Source organism: Neptunomonas qingdaonensis (assembly GCF_900113275.1).
GTDB classification, from domain to species: domain Bacteria; phylum Pseudomonadota; class Gammaproteobacteria; order Pseudomonadales; family Balneatricaceae; genus Neptunomonas; species Neptunomonas qingdaonensis.
Genome location: NZ_FOOU01000002.1, coordinates 98,791 through 123,857, shown reverse-complemented (window position 1 = coordinate 123,857; position 25,067 = coordinate 98,791). Strand labels below are relative to the sequence as shown.

The 25,067-nt window shown below is 38.5% G+C and carries 21 protein-coding genes; 18 read left to right on the top strand and 3 right to left on the bottom strand.

Going from position 1 to position 25,067, the window contains the following annotated elements:
- Positions 1-77: 77 nt before the first annotated feature.
- The 16 genes from rpe (at position 78) to BM099_RS03425 (ending at position 19,286) form a co-directional block, all read left to right on the top strand.
- Positions 78-761 (top strand): ribulose-phosphate 3-epimerase, encoded by a 684-nt coding sequence (gene rpe, locus BM099_RS03500; protein ID WP_090724512.1) that lies wholly within the window; start codon positions 78-80, stop codon positions 759-761.
- Positions 761-1,450, top strand: a complete 690-nt coding sequence (locus BM099_RS03495) for a phosphoglycolate phosphatase (RefSeq protein WP_090724510.1) — start codon at positions 761-763, stop codon at positions 1,448-1,450. Before rpe ends, BM099_RS03495 begins: the two co-directional genes overlap by 1 nt.
- Before the next feature lie 339 nt (positions 1,451-1,789).
- On the top strand, positions 1,790-2,431 hold the full coding sequence (locus tag BM099_RS03490) for an XrtA/PEP-CTERM system exopolysaccharide export protein (protein WP_232348853.1): 642 nt from the start codon (positions 1,790-1,792) through the stop codon (positions 2,429-2,431).
- A 30-nt stretch (positions 2,432-2,461) separates the two neighbouring features.
- A complete protein-coding gene (locus BM099_RS03485) occupies positions 2,462-4,045 on the top strand; it encodes an XrtA system polysaccharide chain length determinant (RefSeq protein ID WP_090724507.1) in 1,584 nt (527 codons plus the stop codon).
- Positions 4,042-5,016 carry an XrtA-associated tyrosine autokinase gene (locus BM099_RS03480; RefSeq protein ID WP_090724504.1) on the top strand — a complete coding sequence of 325 codons (975 nt, stop codon included), beginning with the start codon at positions 4,042-4,044 and terminating at the stop codon, positions 5,014-5,016. Before BM099_RS03485 ends, BM099_RS03480 begins: the two co-directional genes overlap by 4 nt.
- A gap of 11 nt (positions 5,017-5,027) precedes the next feature.
- The gene (locus tag BM099_RS03475) at positions 5,028-6,476 is read left to right on the top strand and encodes a TIGR03016 family PEP-CTERM system-associated outer membrane protein (RefSeq protein WP_090724501.1); all 1,449 of its coding nucleotides are present in this window, start codon (positions 5,028-5,030) and stop codon (positions 6,474-6,476) included.
- 194 nt (positions 6,477-6,670) lie between these two features.
- On the top strand, positions 6,671-7,531 hold the full coding sequence (locus tag BM099_RS03470) for an XrtA system polysaccharide deacetylase (protein ID WP_198064056.1): 861 nt from the start codon (positions 6,671-6,673) through the stop codon (positions 7,529-7,531).
- A gap of 95 nt (positions 7,532-7,626) precedes the next feature.
- The gene (locus BM099_RS03465) at positions 7,627-8,655 is read left to right on the top strand and encodes a FemAB family XrtA/PEP-CTERM system-associated protein (RefSeq protein ID WP_090724498.1); all 1,029 of its coding nucleotides are present in this window, start codon (positions 7,627-7,629) and stop codon (positions 8,653-8,655) included.
- Entirely contained in the window at positions 8,655-9,875 is a 1,221-nt protein-coding gene (locus tag BM099_RS03460) for a TIGR03087 family PEP-CTERM/XrtA system glycosyltransferase (RefSeq protein ID WP_198064055.1), read from the top strand. The genes BM099_RS03465 and BM099_RS03460 overlap by 1 nt, the downstream gene beginning before the upstream one ends.
- Entirely contained in the window at positions 9,872-11,434 is a 1,563-nt protein-coding gene (xrtA, locus tag BM099_RS03455; RefSeq protein WP_090724495.1) for an exosortase A, read from the top strand. The genes BM099_RS03460 and xrtA overlap by 4 nt, the downstream gene beginning before the upstream one ends.
- Complete coding sequence (locus BM099_RS03450) at positions 11,434-12,582, top strand: TIGR03088 family PEP-CTERM/XrtA system glycosyltransferase (RefSeq protein ID WP_090724493.1); 1,149 nt, start codon at positions 11,434-11,436, stop codon at positions 12,580-12,582. Before xrtA ends, BM099_RS03450 begins: the two co-directional genes overlap by 1 nt.
- 50 nt (positions 12,583-12,632) lie before the next feature.
- Complete coding sequence (locus tag BM099_RS03445) at positions 12,633-14,534, top strand: XrtA/PEP-CTERM system amidotransferase (protein ID WP_090724490.1); 1,902 nt, start codon at positions 12,633-12,635, stop codon at positions 14,532-14,534.
- Between the two features lie 24 nt (positions 14,535-14,558).
- Complete coding sequence (locus BM099_RS03440) at positions 14,559-15,767, top strand: TIGR04063 family PEP-CTERM/XrtA system glycosyltransferase (protein WP_090724488.1); 1,209 nt, start codon at positions 14,559-14,561, stop codon at positions 15,765-15,767.
- Positions 15,768-15,816: 49 nt separating this feature from the next.
- Positions 15,817-17,004, top strand: coding sequence for a glycosyltransferase (locus tag BM099_RS03435; RefSeq protein ID WP_090724485.1), 1,188 nt, complete (start codon positions 15,817-15,819; stop codon positions 17,002-17,004).
- Between the two features lie 39 nt (positions 17,005-17,043).
- Positions 17,044-18,327: a putative O-glycosylation ligase, exosortase A system-associated gene (locus BM099_RS03430; RefSeq protein WP_090724482.1), complete on the top strand. Its 1,284-nt coding sequence runs from the start codon at positions 17,044-17,046 to the stop codon at positions 18,325-18,327.
- Positions 18,328-18,332: 5 nt separating this feature from the next.
- Positions 18,333-19,286: a polysaccharide deacetylase family protein gene (locus BM099_RS03425; protein WP_090725238.1), complete on the top strand. Its 954-nt coding sequence runs from the start codon at positions 18,333-18,335 to the stop codon at positions 19,284-19,286.
- Positions 19,287-19,288: 2 nt separating this feature from the next.
- Here the strand turns inward: BM099_RS03425 and BM099_RS03420 are convergent, their stop codons facing one another.
- Positions 19,289-19,987: a tetratricopeptide repeat protein gene (locus tag BM099_RS03420; protein ID WP_090724480.1), complete on the bottom strand. Its 699-nt coding sequence runs from the start codon at positions 19,985-19,987 to the stop codon at positions 19,289-19,291.
- A gap of 104 nt (positions 19,988-20,091) precedes the next feature.
- On the opposite strand from BM099_RS03420, the gene BM099_RS03415 reads away from it, so the two are divergent.
- Positions 20,092-21,345: a 3-deoxy-D-manno-octulosonic acid transferase gene (locus BM099_RS03415; protein ID WP_090724477.1), complete on the top strand. Its 1,254-nt coding sequence runs from the start codon at positions 20,092-20,094 to the stop codon at positions 21,343-21,345.
- A gap of 310 nt (positions 21,346-21,655) precedes the next feature.
- Entirely contained in the window at positions 21,656-23,104 is a 1,449-nt protein-coding gene (locus tag BM099_RS03405; RefSeq protein WP_090724473.1) for an oligosaccharide flippase family protein, read from the top strand.
- On the opposite strand, the gene BM099_RS03400 is transcribed toward BM099_RS03405, so the two are convergent.
- Entirely contained in the window at positions 23,079-24,050 is a 972-nt protein-coding gene (locus tag BM099_RS03400; RefSeq protein WP_090724470.1) for a glycosyltransferase family protein, read from the bottom strand. The two genes, BM099_RS03405 and BM099_RS03400, sit on opposite strands and share 26 nt — an antisense overlap.
- A gap of 16 nt (positions 24,051-24,066) precedes the next feature.
- Entirely contained in the window at positions 24,067-25,053 is a 987-nt protein-coding gene (locus tag BM099_RS03395) for a glycosyltransferase family A protein (protein ID WP_090724467.1), read from the bottom strand.
- Positions 25,054-25,067 lie beyond the last annotated feature (14 nt).

Here is a 25,067-nt window from a genome sequence, read left to right as displayed (position 1 = left end):
CTGCAAGTCTGACGCTGTTTAAATCATTAGGCTTGGGTACAATGGGGCCTCTTAATCATGAGATGGAAAGCTAAGTTATGTCCGATTTTAAAATAGCCCCTTCAATTTTGTCTGCAGATTTTGCCCGTTTAGGTGAGGAGGTTGATAACGTTCTGAGTGCAGGGGCTGATATCGTGCATTTTGATGTGATGGATAATCATTATGTGCCTAACTTAACGATCGGTCCCATGGTGTGTAAAGCGTTAAGAAATCACGGTGTTACAGCGCCTATCGATGTTCACCTAATGGTTAAGCCTGTGGATAGAATGATCGCTGATTTTATAGCGGCGGGTGCCACCTATATTACTTTTCATCCGGAAGCGTCTGAGCATATTGATCGCTCATTGCAGATGATTCGAGATGGCGGTTGTCAGGCTGGTCTGGTTTTTAATCCTGCGACGCCATTGCATTACCTGGATTATGTAATGGATAAAGTGGATATGATTTTGTTGATGTCCGTGAACCCCGGTTTTGGCGGGCAGTCGTTCATCCCTGCAACTCTCGGCAAATTACAAGAAGTGCGCAAACGAATAGATGCGAGCGGTCAGAGTATTCGCCTTGAGGTTGATGGTGGAGTGACTGTTAACAATATAGCCGGTATAGCAGCGGCCGGTGCAGATACATTTGTCGCCGGTTCTGCAATTTTCAATACTGATGATTATGCAGATACGATTGCACAGATGAGAGCAGAGCTGGCAAAGGCAAAAGGAATAACTTGTTAATGAGGTCATTGTTTAATGGTGATCTGCCAAAGCTGGTGATGTTCGATCTGGATGGAACGCTGGTGGATAGTGTTCCTGACCTCGCATTTGCGGTGGACGATGCGTTTCGCAGTGTAGGCCTGCCTGAAGTCGGAGAGGCTAATGTGCGTTTGTGGGTTGGAAATGGTGCTGAGGCTCTGATAAGGCGAGCACTGGCTTATGTTTCAGCCGAAGCAGGTGCTGCTTTTTTTGAGCAGGTTTTTTCTGGATTTCTCTCAGCATATAGTCATTGTCTGGCCGATAAAAGCAAGCTATACCCTGGCGTTTTTGAAACATTGGAAGCGCTGAGTAAATTAAATATTCCCATGGCCGTAGTGACTAATAAGCCCATTGCTTTTACGTTACCCATGCTATCTGAATTGAAGCTATCGCATTTTTTTGCAGAGGTACTGGGTGGTGATTCGTTAGAAAGGAAAAAACCTGATCCAATGCCGTTGGAAACAATAATGTCACGGTTTAGTTTGCAGCCTGAGCACGTTCTGATGGTAGGCGACTCGAGTAACGATATTACTGCAGCCAAGTCCGCAGGCTGTTCCGTTGTCGCTGTTTCATATGGATACAACCATGGGGAGAGTATTTATGAGGCCGGGGCGGATAAGGTGGTGTCCTCGTTAAAAGAGCTGTTGCGAACCGATTCGTTCTCATCGTAAGCTGTATCGGATTTTTGATCAGATGATGCCTGATTTCTCAAGAAGTTTTGCCGTCTATTGTTCATTGTTAATGATCTCTTTGGTCTTATGTGCTTGCCCGTCACGCAAATAAAAATTATTCTCCTATGCATTGGTAAATAGCCTCATCAGACCTTCAAGTATATATAGCTTTTGGTTATGTTAATTTTGGATTGTGACTGTTGCTCGCACTATCTTTTGCTTAGAAGTTATTTAATGAGAGATGTTATTCGTAATGTGAAGAGTTTATGCTAGATTTAATACCATCAAGGCGCAGTGAATCAAAAGTTGCGTATCTATTAAGGAGTTAGGGGACTACATATGCTTGTCTTTCCAGGGAATATGTCAAAAAAAATCAAGATTCTTGTGGCCGCATCACTTTTCACTGTGATTTCAGGCTGTGCAAATAATAATTCATACCCTCCCGTTGCTGAAGAAGATCGTTTTGTTCAACCAGAATATAATTATGTTATTGGTGCCGGGGACTCTGTACAAATTTTTGTCTGGGGGAATGCTGAACTGTCAACTTCTGTGACGGTACGTCCAGATGGAAAAATTACGACAAATTTAGTTGAAGATCTAGAGGCTAGTAGTAAAACTTCAACTGAATTAGCAAGAGAAATTGAAACTATATACTCAGAATATATTAAAAATCCGGTTGTAACAGTGATCGTTAATGGGTTCGTTACTATTCCTGATCATCGAATTAGGGTTGTCGGTGCGGGTGCTGAGCCTCTTAGACTTCCTTACAGTAAACATATGACTTTATTGGATTTGATGATCGAAGTCGGAGGTCTTAATGAGTTTGCCGATGGAAATAAAGCAGTATTGGTGAGGCGTTTTGATGGAGAGCAAAAAACGTATGGCTTACGTCTTGATAGTCTTTTAAAAGACGGCGATATAACCGCTAATTTAGCGCTTAAACCAGGTGATATTGTAATCATTCCTGAAGCGTGGTTTTAGTCTTAATAATAACTTGGCGTGTTATAACTTATGCGTGAAATTTTAAATCAGTTATCTGAATATATCTGGGGTATCTGGCGTTATCGCTGGATTGGTCTTCTCGTTATTTGGCTTGTAGCAATGGGTGGCTGGTTTTTTGTATCCCTGACACCTGAGAAGTATTTAGCAACTGCTAGAATGCACGTTGATACTAATACTGTTCTTCGGCCTTTATTGAGAGGGCTCGCTATTCAGCCTGATGTTGATCAGCGTATAGCTTTGATGAGCAGGACTTTGCTTAGTCGTCCGAATTTAGAGAAGTTGATGCGTATGGCTGATATGGATCTTTATATTAAAAATGATTCGGATAAAGATAAGTTACTCGATGAAATCTCAAACTCCATTACATTGGCTGGTGACCGAAGAAATTCCTCTTTATATTCCGTTTCGTTTAAGCACGAAAATCGTGATACTGCAAAAAAAGTTGTGCAGTCGCTTATTACTATTTTTGTTGAAAACGCCTTAGGCGATAAGCGTAAAGACAGTTCGGGTGCGCAGGAGTTTTTAGATAAGCAGATAGCTGATTATGAGCAGCGCCTGGTTGATGCAGAGAAGCGTTTGGCTGAATTCAAACAGCGTAATGTGGGTGTTTTGCCCGGGCAGACCGGTGGTTACTATCAGAGGCTAGAAGCTGAAAAAGCTCAGTTGGGGATGGCGCAGTTGCAGCTTCGTGAACTACGCAATCGTCGCGATGAGTTAATGCGGCAGATTGAGGGTGAAGAGCCTGTGTTTTTAGCGAGTCAAATCGAAAGCTCTCCTGAGATAAGAGCGCTTGAAGGACGTATATCCTCTCTTGAGGGGTCGCTTGATAGCTTATTATTGAAATACACAAGGCGGCATCCTGTTGTAGTGCAGACGAACGATATGATTGCTGCTTTAAAAGCGAAAAAGAGAATCGAAGAAGCTCGTGTTAAGGATACAATATCCGATCAGTTCTCTGGTTTGCTGGATAGCCCCGTTTATCAGCAGATGAGAAGTATGCTGGCGGAAACTGAGGCGAATGAAGCAGAACTGCGTACTCGTGTTGAAGAGTATCAAAGACGAGTTAATGAGTTAGAAGCAAAAGTTGATAATATTCCATTAATCGAAAGTGAGCTTCAGCAACTTGATCGTGATTATGGTGTTATTTCTCAGCAGCATAAAACTTTATTAAGTCGACGCGAATCGGCTATGATCTCTGAGAATGTTGGGCAGCAGGCCAATGATGTGAAGTTCCGCGTTATTGATCCACCTTTTGTCCCTAAGAAACCTAATGAGCCTAATAAGGCGCTGATGAATGCAGCAGTTTTAATACTCGCAATGGCGGGCGGCGTAGGTAGTGCGTTGTTAACTTCTCTATTTCATCCTGTTATAAGCAATCGTACGACATTAGCTCAAGTAACGGGTTTGCCCGTGCTGGGTACAGTAATGAAAATTCAGTCTCCTATAGATAAACGCAGAAAGTTACGAGGAAATATGATCTTCTTTTCGTTACTGGTTAGTCTATTTGTAGTTTATGTGGGTATATACGTATTTCATGGCATGGACTTCATTATTGCAGGGGTAGATGGATACTTTAGGATGGTGTTTGTATGAGTATTATAGAGCGTGCAATACAAAAGCTTGATCCTAAAAGTCATGCTGATAAGGTAAAAAGCCGCACTGAGAAAAGTGCTGAGAACCGTGTTGAGAGAGCAGGCAAGGATAGTGAAGCAGTCACTACTCAAAGTAAATTAGCGGTAGGTGTTTCAAGACCTCAAGTCGATAACTCCAGAGCTTTGTCTGGGGATCCTCTTCATATACCGTTAGCAAGATTGAGTGCTTTGGGTATGGTGACCCCTAGTGCGCCTCGTAGTGCTATAGCAGAAGAATATCGTGCTATAAAGCGCCCGTTATTACTTAACTTACAAGGCGGAGGGGCGTCACAGGTAGATCATGCAAACCTTGTGATGGTCGCAAGTGCTTTGTCCGGAGAAGGTAAAACTTTTTCTGCCATAAATCTAGCCATGAGTATCGCTATGGAGCAGGATAAGTCGGTACTTTTTGTCGATGCAGATGTCTCTAAAGCCTCTGCTGGTGGTTTGTTAGGCGTTCCTGATAAAGCCCCTGGCTTGATAGATCTCCTTGAAAATAAAGGCATGCGCTTTCAAGACGTCGTGCTAAAAACAAATATTCCTAATCTTAGAATCTTACCTGCCGGAAATTTACATCAACGATCGACAGAGTTATTAGCCAGTGAGAGTATGCGCGCGCTGATGTTGGATATATCCCAACGTTATTCAGATCGAGTTATTATCTTTGACTCTCCGCCATTGCTTTTAACAACAGAGGCAAGAGTGCTATCGAACTTCATGGGACAGATAGTATTTGTTGTTGCTGCTGAACAAACTTCTCAGGATGCCGTAGTCGAAGCTTTGCAGCACCTTAGTAGTGATAGCATTGTAGGGATGCTATTGAACAAGGCACAGCTCAAGGCATCTGGAAGCTTCGGTTATGGCTATGGCTATGGCTATGGCTATGGCTATGGTGGCAGGCATGAGACAAAAGTAGAAGATGCTGTAAAATAAAGGATAGTTAAATGCACCTCAAGTTTGATAAAAAGTTAGTGTTATGCGTTTTTGTTTGTGGGCATTTTGCTACGACGAGTGTTTTTGCAGCAGACTGGCAGGTGAGCAAATCGCTGACTGTATCAGAGGTATATACCGATAATGTTGATCTAACGCACGATAATAAAACAAGTGAGTTTGTTACGACGTTCACTCCAAGTATTTCGTTGCAAGGAAGCGGAGCACGGGCGAATGTTAGTCTTAACGCTTCACTGGAAGCAAGCTCTCTAGACGGAGAGGGGGATACAATAAACCCTCGTTTAGGTGCAAATGCTGATGCAGAGCTTCTGGAAGATTTTCTTTATGTCGATGCTTCAATAAATATAATCCAGAACTCAGTTGATGCATTTACGCCTAGTGGCATAAATACGCTAAGTAATACTGGTAATACAACCAATACCTATAATTATCAGATCAGCCCTTATATTACTCAGCGTTATAAAGGAATAGCAGAAGTAGTCGGCCGTTATACTTATAACAATCAGTTAAATAGTAATAATAATACCAGTGACAGTGATAGCCAAAATTTTGAATTAGATGTGAATAGTGGAGATGATTTCCAACGTTTAACGTGGGGAGCATCGGTAAACTATAAAGATTCTGGCAGCGATAATACAAGCAGTGAGTTGCTTTCAACTGATGTGAGTTTGGGCTATCGCTTTAATCGAGCATGGAGTGTAAATAGTTCGGTTGGGGTTGAGTCGAATGACTTTGAATCAACGCGAAGTGTAAATGACGGCTCTCAATGGAGTATGTCAGCGATTTGGACACCTAATAACAGAACATCATTGAATATAGGTTATGGTGATCGTTTCTTTGGGAGCGTACCGACTCTTGATTTTAGCCATCGGAGTCGTAGGAGCTTATTGACTGCAAGTTACTCCAGAGAACTTACAGATTCAGCTACGCTGCTAAGTCAGCAAAGTGCTTTTCAGACAACTGATGCTTTTGGCAATCCTATTGATCCTATTACAGGTGATCCATTATCGCTGGCTAATTCGACTATTAACATAACAGAAGGTCTTTTTATTAATGAAGTATTTGAATTGTCATACACCCTAACGGGAAAGCGAAGTTCCATAACCATTGGTGGTAGTCATTCGGTTCAGAAATATGAAGATGGTCGCGCAGATGAAACATTGGAAGAGTACAATGTTTCAGTGGACAGACGTCTTTCCAGCAGGCTGACAGTAGATGCCGGTTATTCGTTTAGTCAGCAGGAGCGAACTGGAATTGCTGACGCATTTCGACCGTCTCAGGCGTTGATACAAACGAATGAATATAATTTAGGGTTAACGCGTAAGATAGGCGTTAATAGTAACCTGAAGTTTACATACTACTTTACTGATAGTGAATCGGACGATCTGGCCAACGACTATCAAGAAAATAGGATGCAATTATCATTTACTACAAAGTTATAGATGCAGATGGTTTTTTCATCATGGCGCAATTTTTATTTTCATAGTGTGATCCTTCATTAGCCTTATTACTGGATTCAACTATCTGTTAGGTCAAGCTATAGGTTGGGTTTGTTTATGGCTTTCTTAGTTGTATATAGCCGTTTCTCCGTGTAAAAACTTTAATTTTCTAAGTGCCTGAATATAGAGTGTTATTTATGTCAGAAGTTGATAGGTCGGTCATCAATGCGATGACTGTAGATGTCGAAGACTATTTTCAAGTATCAGCTTTTGAAAAGCATATCACTCGAAATGATTGGGCGAACCATGCAAGCCGGGTAGAGGAAAATACAGATCGAATCCTGACATTATTTGCAGCACATAATACTAAAGCGACGTTCTTTACATTGGGTTGGCTAGCTGAACGTTATCCTTCAATGATAGGAAGGATTATTGAGCAAGGGCATGAAATAGCCAGCCATGGTTGGGATCATCAGCGTGCTACAAGCCAGAGTAAAGATGAATTCAGAGAAGATATTAAACGTGCTAAAGCAATACTCGAAGATGTGGCGGGTTGCGCTGTAAAAGGGTATCGAGCCCCGAGTTATTCCATTTGTGCAGAGAATCTTTGGGCACTGGATATACTTGCAGACGAAGGTCATTTGTACAGTTCCAGTATTGTGCCGATTAGGCATGACCATTATGGAATGCCTGACTCATCTCGTTTTGCTTTTCCAGCGGCGGGTGGTCGGTTATTGGAAATTCCTGTTACAACAATCCCTGTTTTTTCTCGCAATATTAATTGTGGGGGAGGGGGCTGGTTTCGTTTATTTCCTTATGAGTTTACTAAATGGGCTCTTACGAAGGTTAATAAAGATGAAAAGATGCCGTGTAATTTTTATTTTCATCCATGGGAAATTGACCCTTATCAACCAAAAATTGATAATATTTCGCTGAAGACTCGATTCAGACACTACCTTAATTTAGGCAAAATGCATGGCCGTTTAGAAAGCCTCTTACAAGATTTCAGGTGGGGGCGGATGGATGAAATATTTCTCGATGAAGTGTCTAAACGCTAGTGATTCCATCTGTTCAGTATCGAACTCTCGGTTTTGATTAATATGTGTAGTGCCAGGTAACAATACCTAATAGAAAATTTTGTAATGGAGTACCTATGAGTCTCACAGTCTTGGAATTGAAAAATAATGATTCATCAAGATGGGATGCATTTGTTGAGAAGAGCGACGATTCCACTTTTTTTCATCGTGCAGGCTGGAAAATCGTTCTTGAAGAGGCCTATGGACATAAAGTTCATTTTCTTTATGCAGAAAGAGAGGGGCTCATTGAGGGCATTTTGCCTTTAGCTCAGGTTAAGAGTCTGTTATTTGGTAATAACTTAGTGTCGCTTCCCTTTTGTGTCTACTGTGGTGTTGTTGCAGATAATAAAGAAGCAACTGATGCCCTCATAGAGGCCGCCTGCAAGCTTGCTGATGGGCTAAAAGTTGATTCTCTTGAGTTAAGAAACTCAAAATGTTCCGGCAGAAACTGGCCAGAAAAATCTCTTTATTATACGTTTCGACGTTCTATTTCTGAGGACAATGACGCTAACATGAGCGCCATCCCCAGAAAACGTCGAGCGATGATTCGTCAGGGAATTAAAAATGGATTGTTAAGTGAATCAGACGATGGCTGGGAACGTGTTTATAACACCTATGCTGAAAGTGTTCGAAACTTAGGAACTCCCGTTTTTTCTGCGAAATACTTTCGCACTTTACGTGAAGTCTTCAAGAGTGATTGTCGGGTTCTGATGATTACTCATGAAGGGCAGGATGTTGCTGGTTTGATGAGTTTTTACTTTAAAGATCAGGTATTGCCTTACTATGCAGGAAGTTATGAGTCCGCTAAGTCACATAAAGCGCATGACTTTATGTATTGGGAGTTGATGCGACGTTCCAGTGAAGAAGGTATAAAGCTTTTTGATTTTGGCAGGAGCAAAGCGGATACCGGACCTTATTTGTTTAAGAAAGGCTGGGGGTTTGAGCCTGAACCTTTGCATTATGAATACTACCTGGTAAAAGCGGATGCCATACCAGAACTCAATCCTAATAACCCAAAATATAAATTTTTTATTGATGTATGGAAAAAGCTTCCTTTACCTGTAGCAAATAGACTTGGCCCTCTTTTGTCGAGGAGCTTAGGTTGATGAAACCTGCTATGTTGTTACTATGCCACCGAATTCCATATCCTCCTAATAAAGGAGATAAAATTCGTGCTTACCATTTACTGAAATTTCTAACAGAGCATTATCGGGTTTGTTTAGGTGCATTCGTTGACGATCCATTGGATTGGAAATATGTATCGGACTTAGAGGGAATTTGTGAAGAAACGTTTTTCGTTAAGCTGGATCCCTTAAAAGCCAAGCTGAAATGCATCAAAGGTTTTGTTACAGGTGATGCACTTTCTGTACCTTACTACCAGAGTAACGAATTACAGAAATGGGTGCGTTCAACTATTAAAACGCACAAAATTGAGAAGGCCATGATTGTATCTTCTGTTATGGCACAGTTTTTAGCAGATAAAAACCTTAAGTTGAGCAAAAAAATTATTGATATTGTCGATATCGATTCAGACAAATGGCAACAATATTCAGCTAAGAAATGCTGGCCGATGAGCTGGGTTTATCGTCGTGAAGCACGCACATTATTAGCGTATGAAAAACAGGCCGTCGAAGCGTTCGATGCAAGTTTATTTGTTTCGTCGGCAGAAGCCGCGATGTTCAGGACTAAATTTCCAGCATCACAGGATAAGATTGGTTACTACAATAATGGCGTAGATAGTCATTACTTTTCAGCCTCTGATAGCTATTCTAACCCCTACGCAACTGCAATTATTCCTCTTGTCTTTACCGGTGCCATGGATTATTGGCCTAATATTGATGCGGTTAGTTGGTTTGTTAAAGAGGTTTTTCCTCGTTTACGGCAAACAAATCCTGCTATACATTTTTATATTGTCGGTAGTAATCCTAATGATGAAGTACTTAAATTGGCCCTCACTGAAGGCGTCATAGTGACAGGTCGTGTTGAAGATATAAGGCCCTATTTGCACTATGCATGTGCATCGGTTGCTCCCATGAGGATTGCCCGAGGAATTCAGAATAAGGTTTTAGAAGCGATGGCTATGGAAAAAACTGTCATTGTCAGTGCTCTGGGTCTGGAAGGTATAAATGCTGAAAATGGATTGGAGGTAGTCGTCGCTGACACTGCCGATGAATATATTAAGGCAGTGAATGAGGTGCTAAATAACTCATTCGATAAAATGGGTACAGCTGCCAGGCAGCGGGTTGAAAATGACTTTAATTGGGCTGAAAGTCTCCCCACCGTAATAGATTTGCTGGAAAGCAATAATCAGGAAATACAACGATGACAATGGCCGCCAAAAATAACATGGATATTTCGAAACAAACGGGTTGGCGCTATTTTCTGCCAGTAGTCGTCATTTATCTGTTGCTGTATACAGCCTTATTTTATGAAACGCTTGGATCGATGCTGTCTATTTGGATGCGTTCGGAAACCTTTACACATGCATTTTTAATACTACCTATTTCTATTTGGTTAGTATGGGAAAAAAGAGAGCATTTGCAATACGAGCAGCCAAGACCTTCATGGTTAGGCATGACTGCGCTTACTGGTTGCGGCTTTATTTGGTTATTTGGCTATTTGGTTGATGCACTTGTCGTTCAGCAGTTCGCATGGGTGGCAGCATTTATATCGGGTGTTTGGGCCATTCTGGGTAATAGGATCGCGTGGGCGATTGCGTTTCCGTTAGCATTTCTCCTGTTTATGATCCCTTTTGGTGAAGATTTAGTGCCCGCGATGATGGAGTTTACCGCTGATTTCACGGTTGCTATGGTCAGACTGACAGGAATACCTGTATATAGGGAAGGGCTTTTTTTTACTCTGCCCTCTGGTAACTGGTCCGTAGTGGAGGCTTGTAGTGGTATCCGTTATCTGATTGCATCGCTTACATTAGGTTGCTTGTATTCCTATCTTACTTATACAAGTCTCAAAAAGCGTCTCATTTTCATAGCCTTCTCCATTATTGTACCTATCATCGCTAATGGTTTAAGGGCATATATAATTGTAATGCTTGGTCATGTCAGCGATATGACAGTGGCAACAGGTGTTGATCATCTTGTTTATGGTTGGGTATTTTTCGGTATTGTGATTTTTATATTAATTATGATTGGTTCCCGGTTCAGAGATGAGGATATAGACAACAAACCAAATTCAAAACAAATGGTAGTGCAATCAAAACAAACTAGTGGTCTTAAGCAGGCGATACAAAGCTGTATTGTAGCCATTGTATTGATTGGATTTTGGCCAGTTTTTGCTTATGAGATCGAGAAACAGGAAGTTAATCAAACCACTTCTGGTATTGAACCTGTCACTGCTTCTGAAAACTGGACAGTGATAGAGAGCAGACATTGGGAGTGGGAACCAGTTAGTGTTGGTGCAGACAAACTGAATCAGTATTTTCGAAAAGAAGATACAAATATTGGATTGTACTTGCAGTATTACTTTACTCAAGAGCAAGGTGCCGAACTTATTAACTGGAGAAATGTCTTATTAGATCCTGATTTGGATGATTGGAGAATAATTCATCAACAGAAGGTGAATATAAATATTGCTTCCAAACAGGTTAACGTTGACGAAACTTTTATAAAAGGCCCCGATGTCCAATTACTGGTGTGGTCGTGGTACCGTATAGGTGAATATTATACGGCCAATAAATATGTGGCTAAGTTGCTTGAAGGTGTGGCAAAAATTTCATTCAGTCGTTCAGATGCAGGGAAAATAATCGTTGCTATTCCTTATGATGAAAAATTAAAGGAAACTGAACGTGCAGCACTTCTACAAAATTTTATTAGCGAAATCATGCCTGATGTAGAAAGAAGTATCGACAAAGCAGCCGGTCCTCAGTAATGGCTATAGGTAAAAGGCCCGCGCTGGTTGTCCACATCATCTATGCATTAGGAACGGGTGGTTTGGAAAATGGGCTTGTTAATATTATTAATCGCATGCCAGCTGACAGATATAGGCATGTGATTATCTGCCTGACGCATGCTACTGATTTTGCCAGCCGCATTGCCGCTCCCGATGTAAGCGTGATAGAGCTGAATAAAAAAGAAGGGCATGATCTGGGTGTTTATTGGCGTCTTCAAAAACTGCTTTGGAAGCTTAAGCCTGATATCGTGCATACGCGAAATCTGGCCGCGCTTGAGATGCAAGTATTAACATTGATATTGCCAGGTGTTAAACGAGTGCATGGTGAGCATGGCCGTGATATCTATGACTTGCATGGGCAAAATAAAAAATACAACCGTTTACGTAAAATGATGAGCTGTCTGATTCATCGTTATATTGCGGTAAGCCAGGATCTTGAGGGTTGGTTACTGGAAACGGTTAAGGTGCCTAAAAAGAAGATCCGGCAATTGTATAACGGAGTTGATTTAACGCGTTTCCATCAGTCATTTGGCGACACGGGAAAGGATATATTACCTCCGAAGTTTGCTGATGAAGATTGCCTGATAATAGGTACAGTAGGACGAGTAGCAGCAGTAAAAGATCAGGTATCTCTCATCAACGCATTCAATGTTTTAGTGAAGAAAGAGATAAGTAAATCCGATAAATTGCGCCTTGTTATTGTCGGGGATGGACCTCTTTATCAAACACTAAAGGAGCGAGTCAGTTTATTAGGCCTAGAATCAAAGGTATGGTTGTCTGGAGATAGGAAGGATATCCCTGACTTGCTTAGAACAATGAATATATTTGTTCTGCCTTCACTAGGTGAGGGAATTTCAAATACAGTTCTTGAAGCAATGGCGACCGGGTTGCCGATTGTTGCGACGCGAGTTGGCGGAAACCCCGAATTGGTTGATGATAACCGCACAGGTTGTTTAGTGCCGGTAGGTGATGTTGATGAGTTGGCTAAAGTTTTACAGGGATTGATAGATGCCCCCGAAGAATTATCTGCAATGGGGACGGCAGGATTAGAAAAAGTGAATAACCAGTTCGATTGGGATGTAACTGTAACGAATTATTTGGCCGTTTATGATGAGTTACTTCAGTAATTCTGATTAAGTCGTTGTGCCTGAGTGATATAAAAGGATATTGATAATCGATGTGTGGAATCGTCGGCGTTTTTGACTTAACAGGCAAAAGAGAGTTCACGCGTGAATTAATATCACGTATGAACGAAACCCAATATCATCGTGGGCCAGATGAGGGGGGCATTCATATTGAGCCTGGAGTCGGGCTTGGGCATCGTCGACTCTCCATTATAGATTTGTCCAGTGGTCAACAACCGTTGTTCAATGAAGATGGTTCTGTTGTCGTCACCTATAATGGTGAGATTTATAACTTTCCTTCATTGTCTGAAGAGCTCAAAGCGTGTGGCCATGTTTTTAAAACACACTGCGATACCGAAGTCATAGTGCATGCATGGGAAGAGTGGGGTGAGGCTTGTGTAGAGCGTTTTAGAGGAATGTTTGCGTTTGCTATTTGGGATAGGAATCAACAAAGCCTGTTTCTTGCACGTGATCGTTTAGGCATAAAACCCCTCTATTATTCCGCATTAGCAGATGGTATCTTCGCGTTCAGCTCAGAGCTTAAAGCACTGAAAACGCTCGACAACCTTCCTCGTGAGATTGATCCTACCTCAATTGAAGATTACTTTACGTTTGGCTATGTCCCTGAGCCTAAAACAATTTTCAAACAGGTTTACAAGCTTCGTCCAGGTCACACTTTGCTTATTAAAAGTGGCTCTGTGCTTCCACAGTCCAAAGAGTATTGGGACATTCCTTTTATTCCAGTCGAGTACACCTCAGAAGTAGCTTTAAAAGCAGACCTTGTTGAACGCATGAGAGAAGCAGTTAAGATCCGAATGGTAGCAGATGTGCCTTTAGGTGCTTTTTTATCTGGCGGTGTCGATTCTAGCGCGATAGTAGCCATGATGGCACAGTTACAGGATAAACCCGTTCATACCTGCGCCATTGGATTTGATGTAAAGCAGTTTAACGAAACTGAGTTTGCTAAGCAGGTCGCTAATCAGTATAAAACCGATCACTATGAAGGGCTGGTCAGCAGCGATGACTTTGACCTACTGGATACGCTGGTCGATTTATATGACGAGCCTTATGCAGATAGTTCAGCCATACCAACTTACCGCGTATGCCAATTAGCAAAGAGCCAAGTTACCGTAGCGCTTTCAGGCGATGGTGGCGATGAGAATTTTGCTGGTTACCGTCGCTACCGTTGGCATATGAACGAAGAAAAAATACGAGCGGCAATTCCTCTCAGCATCAGGAGGCCAGTGTTTGGGTTATTAGGTAAGTTTTACCCTAAGGCTGATTGGGCACCGCGAGTGTTCAGAGCAAAAACTACATTCCAGGGTCTAGCCCGTAGCTCGGTAGAGGCTTATCTGCATACTGTTTCTTTGTTATCAGAAGAGCAACGTAATTTGTTATTCAGTGACCAGCTAAAAGCTGCTTTGAAAGGTTATAAATCAATTGAAGTCTTTAATCATTATGTAGCGAAATCACCAACCCAAGACCCTTTATCACTTATTCAGTACCTAGATATGAAAACCTACTTGGTCGGCGATATCCTAACAAAAGTAGATCGTGCCAGTATGGCGCATGCACTGGAAGTTCGTGTCCCTTTGCTTGATCACAAGTTTATCGAGTGGGTCTCAGGCTTACCTTCTAACATCAAATTAAAAGGACAAGAGGGAAAATATATTCTGAAATCCTCGCTTGAGCCTTACCTGCCTAATGATGTGTTATACCGGGATAAAATGGGCTTTGGTGTCCCGTTGGCAAAGTGGTTTCGTGGACCTTTAAAGGAAAAAATCCATCTCAGCCTGCTCGGTGAGACCATACGACAAAGCGGTTTTTTCAATATGGAATATATTGAAAAAGTGATTAGGCAGCATCAGAGCGGTGCCCGTGATTATAGTGTGATTATTTGGTCACTGTTGATGTTTAATGCCTTTCTAGAGCGTGAGCTTGAATCAGCGGCTTGATGTAGTGATAAGGAAAGATAACACGTGAAAATACTACATATTCTAGATCATTCAATTCCATTACACAGTGGTTATACATTCCGAACGCGGTCTATTTTAAAGCAGCAACGTGCAATGGGGTGGGAAACAGAACATGTTACTTCAGGTAAACACACAGTTGCATCGCCGCCCATAGAAAAAGTAGAAGAGTTTCTTTTTTATAGAACACCGCTTAAGTTATCGATAATGGATAAACTTCCGTTTCTCAATCAACTCGCGATTATTAATCAGTTAACAAAACGTGTTGGTGAAGTTATAGAAAAAACGAAGCCGGACATCTTGCATGCGCACTCACCTGCCTTAACGGGGTTAGCGGCGTTACGCGCAGGACGCAAATATGGAATACCTGTTGTCTATGAATGCCGGGGTTTTTGGGAAGATGCAGCTGTCGACCACGGTACATGCAAAGAGGATGGTATCCGCTATAAGCTGAGCCGTGCATTGGAAACCTATGTCTTTAAACATGCTGATGCGGTCACAACCATTTGTGAAGGTTTGCGCAAAGATATAAAAGGACGAGGTATCCCAAATAATAAAATTACCGTTATACCTAATGCTGTGGACATCGATACCTTTAGTGTGATCACATGTCGGGACACTGCACGTCTTGACGAACTTGGCCTGCAAGGTAAAACAGTCTTGGGGTTTATCGGTTCCTTTTATGCATATGAAGGCTTGCTACTACTGCTAGATGCTCTCCCTGAGATTATTCGAAATAACGCGGATATACGATTGTTATTGGTAGGTGGCGGTCTGCAAAATGATTTAATACACGAAAAAATCAAAGCCCTTAATCTGCAAGATTTTGTAATAACCACCGGGCGTGTGCCGCATACCGATGTACAGTCATACTACAGCTTGGTAGATATTCTTATTTATCCACGTTTAGCCATGCGTCTTACTGAATTAGTAACACCATTGAAACCATTGGAAGCCATGGCGCAAGGTAAGTTGGTTATAGCGTCTGATGTAGGCGGACATAAAGAGCTGATTAAGGATGGTATAACCGGCCGCTTGTTTAAAGCGGGCGATCCAATGGTCCTGGCCCGTGTTGTGCTGGATCTGCTAGATCAGCAGAGTGATTGGACATCTTACAAGCTACAAGGTCGAAAATATGTTGAAGAGCAGCGTAACTGGCCGGTCAGTGTAAATTACTATAATGATGTGTATCCGGCATTAATGAAAAAGCAGTAATAAATTAAATAATATGTTTTTATTAATTAGTATGTGAAGGCGGAAAGTATTGAAAATACTAACGATATCAACATTGTATCCAAATAATATGGATCAGAAACATGGTATTTTTGTTGAAAATAGATTGTGCAAATTAAGAGAAAAATTTTCAGAAATCGAATCAGCAGTGATAGCGCCTGTTCCATGGTTGCCTTCTTTTGTAAAAGGAGTCGGTGGCTATGAGAAATTTAAAGGGGTCTCAGAAGAAGAAGTTAGAAATGGAATTAAAATTTACCACCCTAAATACATCGTCATACCAAAAATCGGAATGTTATTAACCCCATTTTTTTTGGCATTTACATTAGTGATGACAATAAGACGTTTGGAAAAAAAGGGTATGATTTTTGATTTAATTGACGGTCATTATTTTTATCCAGATGGTGTGGCAATAGCAGTCGCTAATATTTTCATTAAGATCCCCTTTGTTTGTACGTCCCGCGGGACGGATATTAATTTAATACCGAAAGATTATTTTCCCAGAAAACTTATTCAATATGTATTTTCAAAATCAAAACATATGATGGCAGTTTGCCAAGCACTAAAAGATGAAATGGTGGCGATTGGAGCGGATGAACAAAAAGTTACAGTGCTGCGTAACGGTGTTGATGTGGAGAAATTTAAATTCATTGATGAGAATGCACAAAAAAAACTGAAAGAAAAGTACGAACTAATAGGAAAAGTCATATTGTCAGTTGGTGGGCTGGTGGAGCGTAAGGGTCATCATTTGATCATAAAAGCAATCACAGAAATAGAAGACGTAACCCTTATCATCATCGGTGACGGTCCTGATCTGAGGATTCTGAAGCGGTTAGTAACAGATTTAGAACTAGAAGAAAGAGTACTATTTACGGGAGCATTACAACAAGAGGCTCTTATTGAGTATTATGGGCTAGCAGATTTGATGGTTCTAGCTTCAAGTAGAGAAGGATGGGCCAATGTATTGCTTGAGTCTATGTCTTGTGGGACGCCCGTCGTTGCAACTAAAGTTTGGGGTACACCAGAAGTAGTTACTTCAATTGATGCAGGGATACTGGTTGAGAGAAATATCGAAGGGATTAGAGATGGAATTGTAGATGTATTGAATGCACCAAAAACTAGAATTACTACAAGATTACATGCTGAAAAATTCACATGGGATAGTACCTCTGATGGCCAGTTTAAGATATTTCAAAAAATAATAGAAAATACTAATCATTAATTACCGTGATTAGTAATATAAGAGAAAAAGTATAATTAAATGCGCGATATCCTTATAGCACTTATAGTATTCGGAAGTATACCATTCATATTAAAAAGGCCATATATCGGTATTTTGATGTGGGCATGGCTTAGCTATATGAATCCACATCGTCTCGCTTATGGATTCGCGTACAATATGCCATTTGCTCAAGTGATAGCTGTCGTTTTGTTTGCAGCGATATTTTTTAATAGGAAAGATCTACAAAAAATACCAATAGATGGGTTAATGACAGCATGGATATTCTTTTTTCTATGGATGACATTAACAACATTTTTCGCAATTTATCCAGATTTTGCCCAAGATTATTATATACGAGTATTAAAAATTCAATTATTAACGTTTCTAACATTAATGTTGATAAATACTCAAGAAAAAATCAACAAATTAATATGGGTTATAGTATTCTCTATCGGTTTTTATAGTATAAAAGGTGGAGTTTTTACTATTATAAGCGGTGGAGGTTACCGTGTGTGGGGACCAGCGGGAACATTTATTGAAGAAAATAATGCGTTAGCTTTATCGACTTTAATGATAATACCATTAATGTATTATTTATTTTCAAAAGAAAAAAATAGGTGGATCCGTTATGGGCTATTAGGTTGCATGTTTTCAAGTTTAGTTGCGGTTTTAGGTTCCCAATCTCGTGGTGCATTTATATCGATCATTTCAGTGGCTGTTTTTTTCTGGTTGAAAAGTAAAAGTAAAATATTAACCGGTTTTTTGATTATATTTCTTGCTATTGCTGGATTAAACTTTATGCCAGAAACTTGGCATGATCGGATGAATACTATCCAAGATTATGAAGAAGATCAATCGGCAATGGGGCGTATTAACGCTTGGATTTATAGTATTAACATAGCCAATGATCGCCTATTAGGTGGTGGCTTTAACTCATGGTCTACAAATACATATGAAATTTACAGTCCAGACGCTGAATTAGTAGTTGTCGCACATAGTATTTATTTTAATGTCCTGGCTGATCATGGCTGGATAGGATTGATTTTATTCATACTAATTTTAATGCTAGCTTGGAAATTTTTAAGCGATGTTATAAGTATTGCGAGTAAAAATTCTATAAGAAAAGACCAAGTGATGCTTGCAAAAATGTTACAGGTTAGTTTGATCGCTTATTGTTCAGGTGGAGCATTTTTAAGCTTGTCCTATTTTGATTTACCATGGCATATAATTGCTTTAGCTTTTCTTTTGAAGCATCAAGTTGTTAATAATACAGGGCTAGTAAAACAACAGGTACGAAAAGAAAATAAAGGGGTTGCACATTGAATCATATGATATGTTTGGGTTTGAAATCGGTACTGCCAATTTTATTGAGAACTAGAAGTAAACAAAGATTATCAATTTTGATATATCACCGTGTTTTACCATCTTTTGATTTTATGAGGCCAGATGAGCCGACCATTGAACAGTTTGACTGGCAGATGGAATTACTAAGTCGCTATATGAAACCATTATCATTAAATGATGCGCTTACTCTGTTGGACGACAACCGGCTTCCTGATAATGCTGTTTGTGTTACGTTCGATGATGGATATGCTGATAATGAAATACATGCTTTACCTATATTAAAAAAATGGGATATCCCAGCGACGGTATTCGTGTCAACTGCTTTCCTTGACGGAGGTATCATGTGGAATGATTCTGTAATAGAGGCAGTGAGGCTATGTGGAAATAGTTTAGATCTTACGATGTTAGGGCTTGATATATATGAGTTGCCAACAAATGAATCTCGTCAAAAAATAGCGCATGAAATATTAAAAAAGATCAAACACATAGATAATAATAGAGATGAATATGTATCTAGCGTAACTTCACAAGCTCTTACTTCTTTACCCACTAATTTAATGATGACCAGTCAACAAGTTGTTAATATGTATAAATCAGGTATAGATATTGGTGGGCACACCTTTAGTCACCCAATCCTTGCTAAATTGAATGCCCAAGATGCCGAAAAAGAAATTATCAATGGGAAGAAGTATCTTGAATCATTATTAGGTAGTCCGGTCAAATTTTTTGCATATCCCAATGGACAGCCTAGCAAAGATTATAATAATAACCATGTAAAAATAGTAAAAAATTGTGGTTTCAAAGCTGCTGTAAGTACATCTTGGGGGGTGTCCTCTACTAGAACTGATAAATATCAACTTGCTAGATTTACACCCTGGGATAAAGTACCTGAAAAATTTCTATTACGTCTTTTTATAAATCAAAGAAATATAATTTAACATTACCAGAAACCAGCGCTTATGAGCCTGTTTTTAAGTCCTTTGAACGGGTAATTTTTATTATAAACATCGATAGCGTATTTTTTGGCTTCGTTGTATTTTTTCATGTCGCACAGTAAAAGCCCGATATTATACTTTGTTTGTATATCATTGGGTGCTAGCTCTTCAGCATGAAGGTACTTTTCTAATGCTTCATCATATTTATCCAGTTTATGAAGGTATATTCCATAAAGTGAATATATGGTAGGGTCGTTAGGTGTAAAACCGATAGCACGATTTAAATAACACTCAGGTTGTAGAAGTAATTGTTTTTTATTATATGGTCCATCTAATGTGCGAAACCGTATGACTGTATACAATGCTCTAGCATGATTAGGAAATGCTCTAAGTGTATAATCAATATCACCATAAAGATTGTATTTATGCTTAGCACCTTCTTTTAGGTTTTCAACCTTTGCATTGAAGTGAGCTCCTTCAACCATGCTGATGGCTTCAGGTACTCTATCTCTGTATCTATAGTCAAAGGGACCAAAAGTAGTATCTTTACCTTTGCATGGTGCTCCAGATAGCGTGTAGCCAACCCAAGGTGCTGATTTAATTATAGTAGCCGATTCCGCAGGTTTAGTTGGGAAAAAGACAGAAAAAATAAGGAAAAAAATTGAAATACTACTTAGGCACTTGTGATTAAGAGTGGTAAACATAAAATGCTCCGGAATCTTTACATTCTATAATAAACGTGAAGTTATTAAATGGCAATGATGTTAGGCTGTATATAAGTTTTGATTTTGTGTAAGGACAATTTTGAATGAAAATTTTGAGAGTGGTATTAGAACACTTTTTTTGGTATGTCTATATTTTTATGGTAAAGGCAAATAATTTAATACGAGGTGTAGGCAAAGACGAAATTTTAATAAACAACCAAAATGGAAATGTTATAGATGGTTGTGTGTGGGTTTTTTGTTCAACGATCGGTGAGTTTAATGCTTGTAAATTATTCTTAACTAAATTTATAGATAGTAGAGATGTATTATTTATCACCGATCGTGGCTGCTATAGTGAAGCCTTTAAACGTGAATTTCCAAATGCCTATGTAGTTAATATTAGCGGTAATCTTGAAGAAGTTGATTATTTAATTAAAAAATATATCCCTACTTTGTTTATTGCATGTGAAATACCTTGTTCTCCAAATGATGCTCCATGTAGATTATCATATGCTTTAATTAGAAAATTAAAGGAAAAAGGTATCAAATTATATTTAGTTAATGGCTGGCTATACGAGTATGCTGCATCTTGCATGCAAGATAAAGTTGAGCGGTTTTTATTTCAAAAATATTATATAAATTCATTTGAGATTATAACGGTTCAAACTGATAAAATAAAACAACTATTAATAGAAAAAGGAGGGGATAGCAATAAAATTCATGTTACTGGAAATATGAAGTTTGATGCAGTAATAAATAACGATTTTAATATTGATAGCTATGTTCTGGATTATTTTAGTAAAAATTTAGAGCGTATAGTAACAGCTGGTTGTGTTACTGAAGAATGGGAGTATGAAATTGTTTTGGATGCCTATACTAAAGTTCTTGTTAGCAACCCAAATACAAAATTAATAATTGCTCCACGCCACCCAGAAAAAAGTGATCAATTAGAATTGTTGGTCAATAAGATTATTGATTTACAGTTAACATTTATGTATAGGAGTATGTGGAATGATCTATGTCCTTTCGATACGCAAATATTAATTATTAATACTTTTGGCGAATTAAAAAGCTTTTACGCATATGCGGATGTATGTTACGTAGGGGTGAATCATAATGTACTTGAGCCTCTATCCTTTAATAAGCCTGTTATTGTTCTTGATAATTGGAATAAGCAATACCCTAGTTTTCCTGTATTCGATGTTTTGTCTATAGAGCGTATGATTAATGTATGCCACTCAGCACAAGAAATATCTAATACTATTATCAAATCATTTAACAATGAGCTGATCGTTAATCAATTAAATATAAGTAATTTTTCGGGTGCATTAAATAAAAATCTGGAACTTATAAAGTGAATTTTTCTTAAACAGAGGTAGAATGAGTACTCGCTTTTATCTGGTAGTGGCGGAAAATTATGGCATATACTTAGTAAGAAAAGATGGGTATTACATTATTAATTTTTATTTTAAACGGCTTGATCAATTAAAATATGTATTGAGTGAGTTGGCTAGACAGGCTATCATAACAGGCACAAAAATTTCAAATAATTATGATACAATTTTTTTGATACCTAAACTAAATATACGGTCGAGTTATTTTATTTTTTGAGGCGATTTCAAACTTTATAATAATTAAAACGATTTCTTTAATGGGTACACGTATTATATGGCCTCCTTAAATAGCTCTTTATTTTTTTCTTTTGTAGGAAAATACTCATCAATGCTGTTGCAGTTTATTTCTGTAATGGTTATATCTCGAATTCTTACGCCAGAAGATTTAGGCGGATATTCTCTTGCATTAGGTAGTATTGCAGTTGGTCAGGTTCTACGTGACTTTGGTCTTTCTCTTTATTTAGTCAAAGAAAAAGAAATAACTGATGAGAAAGTACAAGGATGTTTTACAATCTCTATTATTGTTTGCTGGATCTTGGCTTTTATTTATTTTATATCAGCCAATTATATTGGGGTTTTCTTTGAGCAAGAATCTATAGTTGTTCTGACCCAAATTTTAGCATTTAATTTCCTTATTATTCCTTTTGGAACGTTTACGCTTTCACTGTTAAGGCGGAATATGTTATTTGACAAAATAATGTTTATAGATATTTTAAGTTCAATCGTTTCAACAGTTGCTTCAGTAATTCTTATCATTACCTATAAAACGGTTGAAGTTTTAGCTTTAGCAAGTGTTTTTGGGACGTTAACAACTGTGTTACTTACATTTAAATATACATCGTGGCGATACTTTAAGATAAATTTCAGAAAAATAGTCGTAATAGCTAAGTTTAGTGGTTTTGTGAGTGGAGCGAATATCTTAGACGAGCTAAGGAGTGTTGTTCCTGAGTTTTTGATAGGTAAGTACTCTTCGGTTGAAGACGTAGCATATCTCTCTAAAGCTAATGGAACAATTAACCTTTTTTCAAAGCTTATTACAGGAGTAATCGCTCCAGTCATACAACCATTTCTTTCAAAAATACACAACGAAAGTGGCAGTATTGAAAAACACGTATATCAAATCACTCATTATATGCTGGCTTTTCAATGGCCATTTTGTGGTTTTGTTTATGTATACGCTGAAGAAATAATATTTTTGTTATATGGGCCTCAATGGGAAGTGGCTATCCCTTTAATTAAGGTATGTTGTGTCTTGTTTTTAATAGATGGGCTAGCTGTTTTAGGCATTCAAATGTTAAATTCAGTAGGAGATGTAAAGTATGTTTTGAGTGTGTCTGTAATTATGACACTCATGCGAATTACTTTTGTAATGATTTTTGTAAAATTTGGTTTATATGTGCTAGTGCTTTCATTTATACCACTTGCTATTATCAGATCTACTCTATTACTATATCGATATAAAATGTTTTTTAAAGTGTCATTTCTGCAATTATTCATTGTTTATCGATTGAATGCAGGGATTGCAATAATTACGTTTATGATTTGTAATCTAAGTCATAATCTATTTAAAGACTTTTCAAGTGATGTTATTCAGTTGGCTTTTGCTGCTTTGTTATTTTGTTTATCGTGGCTAATTGCTTTGAGTATGTTAAAGCACCCATTAAAAGAAAAAATCACTGAGCTATATAGAAAGGTTCTCATGAAAATAAGCTCTGTAGGATGAATTTGACGCTTGCTAACCTGGTTTTAAAAGATACCTTTGCGTTTGATAAATATGAAAAATGTACAGTGTTTGGTTTACTTTCAAAATGTTTATTAATAAATTCTAATCCTTCCGTATTTGTATTTTGTAGCGCTAAAAAACGTTCAACTTGTTGCTCTACCTCATTTTGAGTTCCAGCATACCAAATAGCTTCTAAATTTTTATTGTTATGAATTACATACTTTCCGCGGCTTAACGCTTCATAAATCATACGTGGCGTACCGTCATGCTCAGTAATTCTGATCAAAATGCCAACATTGTCCCAAATACTCTCCATTTCAGTGCTAGTTACCCAGCCATGACTGATAACATTTTCAAAGTGAGAAAAATAGTGTTCATCATCTCCTATTATAGAAAATTTTACGTCGTGAAATTTTTCAATCAAGCCTTTGATTATTTGTGCTCCATAAAAATTTCGACGCTCAGCGGGTAAATACGCAAGAATAGTTCTACTGCTTATGTGTTTAGGGATATTAGCTTGTAGATTCAAATTATATATTATTTTTGGCAAAGAGTCGCATAATATATTTGCTGTTGAAAGTTCTTCTACTAACCCTTTATGACTATCTGTTACGTTAAAAGATACAAATTTATTAATAACTTGCGCATCTCTTTTAACTATATCACTTTTGATAACATTCAGCACATCAGTACCCGCCCAGTTTCTTATTAGAGGTGTTCCCAATAAGGGCGCAATGGCCAACTGTCGTTTATCATAGTCACCCAGTTTGCCGTAGTGCTGTAAAACAACTACATCAGCTTTTAAGAAATGAGAGATTAACTCTTTTGTAGATAATTCACTAAAGTCTATAAAACTTACCTTTGCGCCTAACTTGATGAGATCTTGGCTAAGTGAAATTAACGGAGAAGCCTTACTCATTTTTTTTTCAATATATAGTACATTCATCGTATCTTCTCAGACTTTATGTAATATTTTTCTTGAATTTATTCAAAAAAATATTCTTAAGATATAAAACTAGATTTATTGGTAGTATCAAAAATAATATAGGATCTAATACTAGAATTTTTTTACACGCAGAAACCTCTAACGGTTTTTTATTGATAACTTTATGCATGATGTTTTGAGCAAAGTACATTCTAAGCTCTTTTATATGTTCTTTGACTATGATGGATTGCTGTGGTGTTAAAGAAAATTGATTAGGGATCGACTTTTTGAAAAGCAAATCATGATATATTCTAGTTATTGCTCGGCTAGACCCCCAGGAAGAGCTTGAAAATATATTAATACCCTCTCCGCATAAAGCTTCTACATTTGTTGAGAAAATAGTTTTTTTAGAATATTGAGATAAAGCCATCCAAAATAAGTGATCTTCTCCCGCATACCTGTATTTATTTTGGAAGCGAAGATTTTTCGCTATTTCAAGTTTATAAGCAACTGTAGGTGTAGCAACAACATTGTACTGGAGTATATCTGTTAGTAAGTCACCCTGATGCAGGTACAGAGTGTCAAATAGCTTCAAATGAGGTCTCGTAGAGTATTTGTTATTCTCAAAGCGAGAGTTACTTACTTCTAGTGTTTTGATGTCAGAAAAATAAAAATCTGCACCTAATTCGAAACTTTTACCTGCATTACGTAAGTGATCTTTAGTCCACATATCATCAGAGTCTAAGAATGCGATATATTGAGCTATATTCAAAACGAAATTTATTCCTGTGTTCCTTGCAACAGCTGCGCCCTGGTTTTCTTGATGTATTATTTCTATTTTATTATCGTGCTTCTCCAATAATTTATTCAACTCCGTCGCTGCTGAAACAGGTGATGAGTCATCAATAATCACTATTAAATATGTATCTGATGTGTCTTGTTCCAGTATGGAATTGACTGCATTGATAAGTATATTGGGGCATTCCTGATAATAAGGGATGATGCAAGCAAACTTATATAGCATTATTTTCTCCCCAA

Excerpts from the sequence above, each read along its gene's own strand:
- BM099_RS03395 (WP_090724467.1), bottom strand. The coding sequence starts at position 25,053 with ATGCTATATAAGTTTGCTTGCATCATCCCTTATTATCAGGAATGCCCC.
- BM099_RS03460 (WP_198064055.1), top strand. The coding sequence starts at position 8,655 with ATGAAACCTGCTATGTTGTTACTATGCCACCGAATTCCATATCCTCCT.
- BM099_RS03480 (WP_090724504.1), top strand. The coding sequence starts at position 4,042 with ATGAGTATTATAGAGCGTGCAATACAAAAGCTTGATCCTAAAAGTCAT.
- BM099_RS03475 (WP_090724501.1), top strand. The coding sequence starts at position 5,028 with ATGCACCTCAAGTTTGATAAAAAGTTAGTGTTATGCGTTTTTGTTTGT.
- BM099_RS03425 (WP_090725238.1), top strand. The coding sequence starts at position 18,333 with ATGATATGTTTGGGTTTGAAATCGGTACTGCCAATTTTATTGAGAACT.
- BM099_RS03465 (WP_090724498.1), top strand. The coding sequence starts at position 7,627 with ATGAGTCTCACAGTCTTGGAATTGAAAAATAATGATTCATCAAGATGG.
- BM099_RS03495 (WP_090724510.1), top strand. The coding sequence starts at position 761 with ATGAGGTCATTGTTTAATGGTGATCTGCCAAAGCTGGTGATGTTCGAT.
- BM099_RS03415 (WP_090724477.1), top strand. The coding sequence starts at position 20,092 with ATGAAAATTTTGAGAGTGGTATTAGAACACTTTTTTTGGTATGTCTAT.
- xrtA (WP_090724495.1), top strand. The coding sequence starts at position 9,872 with ATGACAATGGCCGCCAAAAATAACATGGATATTTCGAAACAAACGGGT.
- BM099_RS03445 (WP_090724490.1), top strand. The coding sequence starts at position 12,633 with ATGTGTGGAATCGTCGGCGTTTTTGACTTAACAGGCAAAAGAGAGTTC.
- BM099_RS03430 (WP_090724482.1), top strand. The coding sequence starts at position 17,044 with ATGCGCGATATCCTTATAGCACTTATAGTATTCGGAAGTATACCATTC.
- BM099_RS03420 (WP_090724480.1), bottom strand. The coding sequence starts at position 19,987 with ATGTTTACCACTCTTAATCACAAGTGCCTAAGTAGTATTTCAATTTTT.
- BM099_RS03485 (WP_090724507.1), top strand. The coding sequence starts at position 2,462 with ATGCGTGAAATTTTAAATCAGTTATCTGAATATATCTGGGGTATCTGG.
- rpe (WP_090724512.1), top strand. The coding sequence starts at position 78 with ATGTCCGATTTTAAAATAGCCCCTTCAATTTTGTCTGCAGATTTTGCC.
- BM099_RS03405 (WP_090724473.1), top strand. The coding sequence starts at position 21,656 with ATGGCCTCCTTAAATAGCTCTTTATTTTTTTCTTTTGTAGGAAAATAC.
- BM099_RS03450 (WP_090724493.1), top strand. The coding sequence starts at position 11,434 with ATGGCTATAGGTAAAAGGCCCGCGCTGGTTGTCCACATCATCTATGCA.
- BM099_RS03400 (WP_090724470.1), bottom strand. The coding sequence starts at position 24,050 with ATGAATGTACTATATATTGAAAAAAAAATGAGTAAGGCTTCTCCGTTA.
- BM099_RS03470 (WP_198064056.1), top strand. The coding sequence starts at position 6,671 with ATGTCAGAAGTTGATAGGTCGGTCATCAATGCGATGACTGTAGATGTC.
- BM099_RS03490 (WP_232348853.1), top strand. The coding sequence starts at position 1,790 with ATGCTTGTCTTTCCAGGGAATATGTCAAAAAAAATCAAGATTCTTGTG.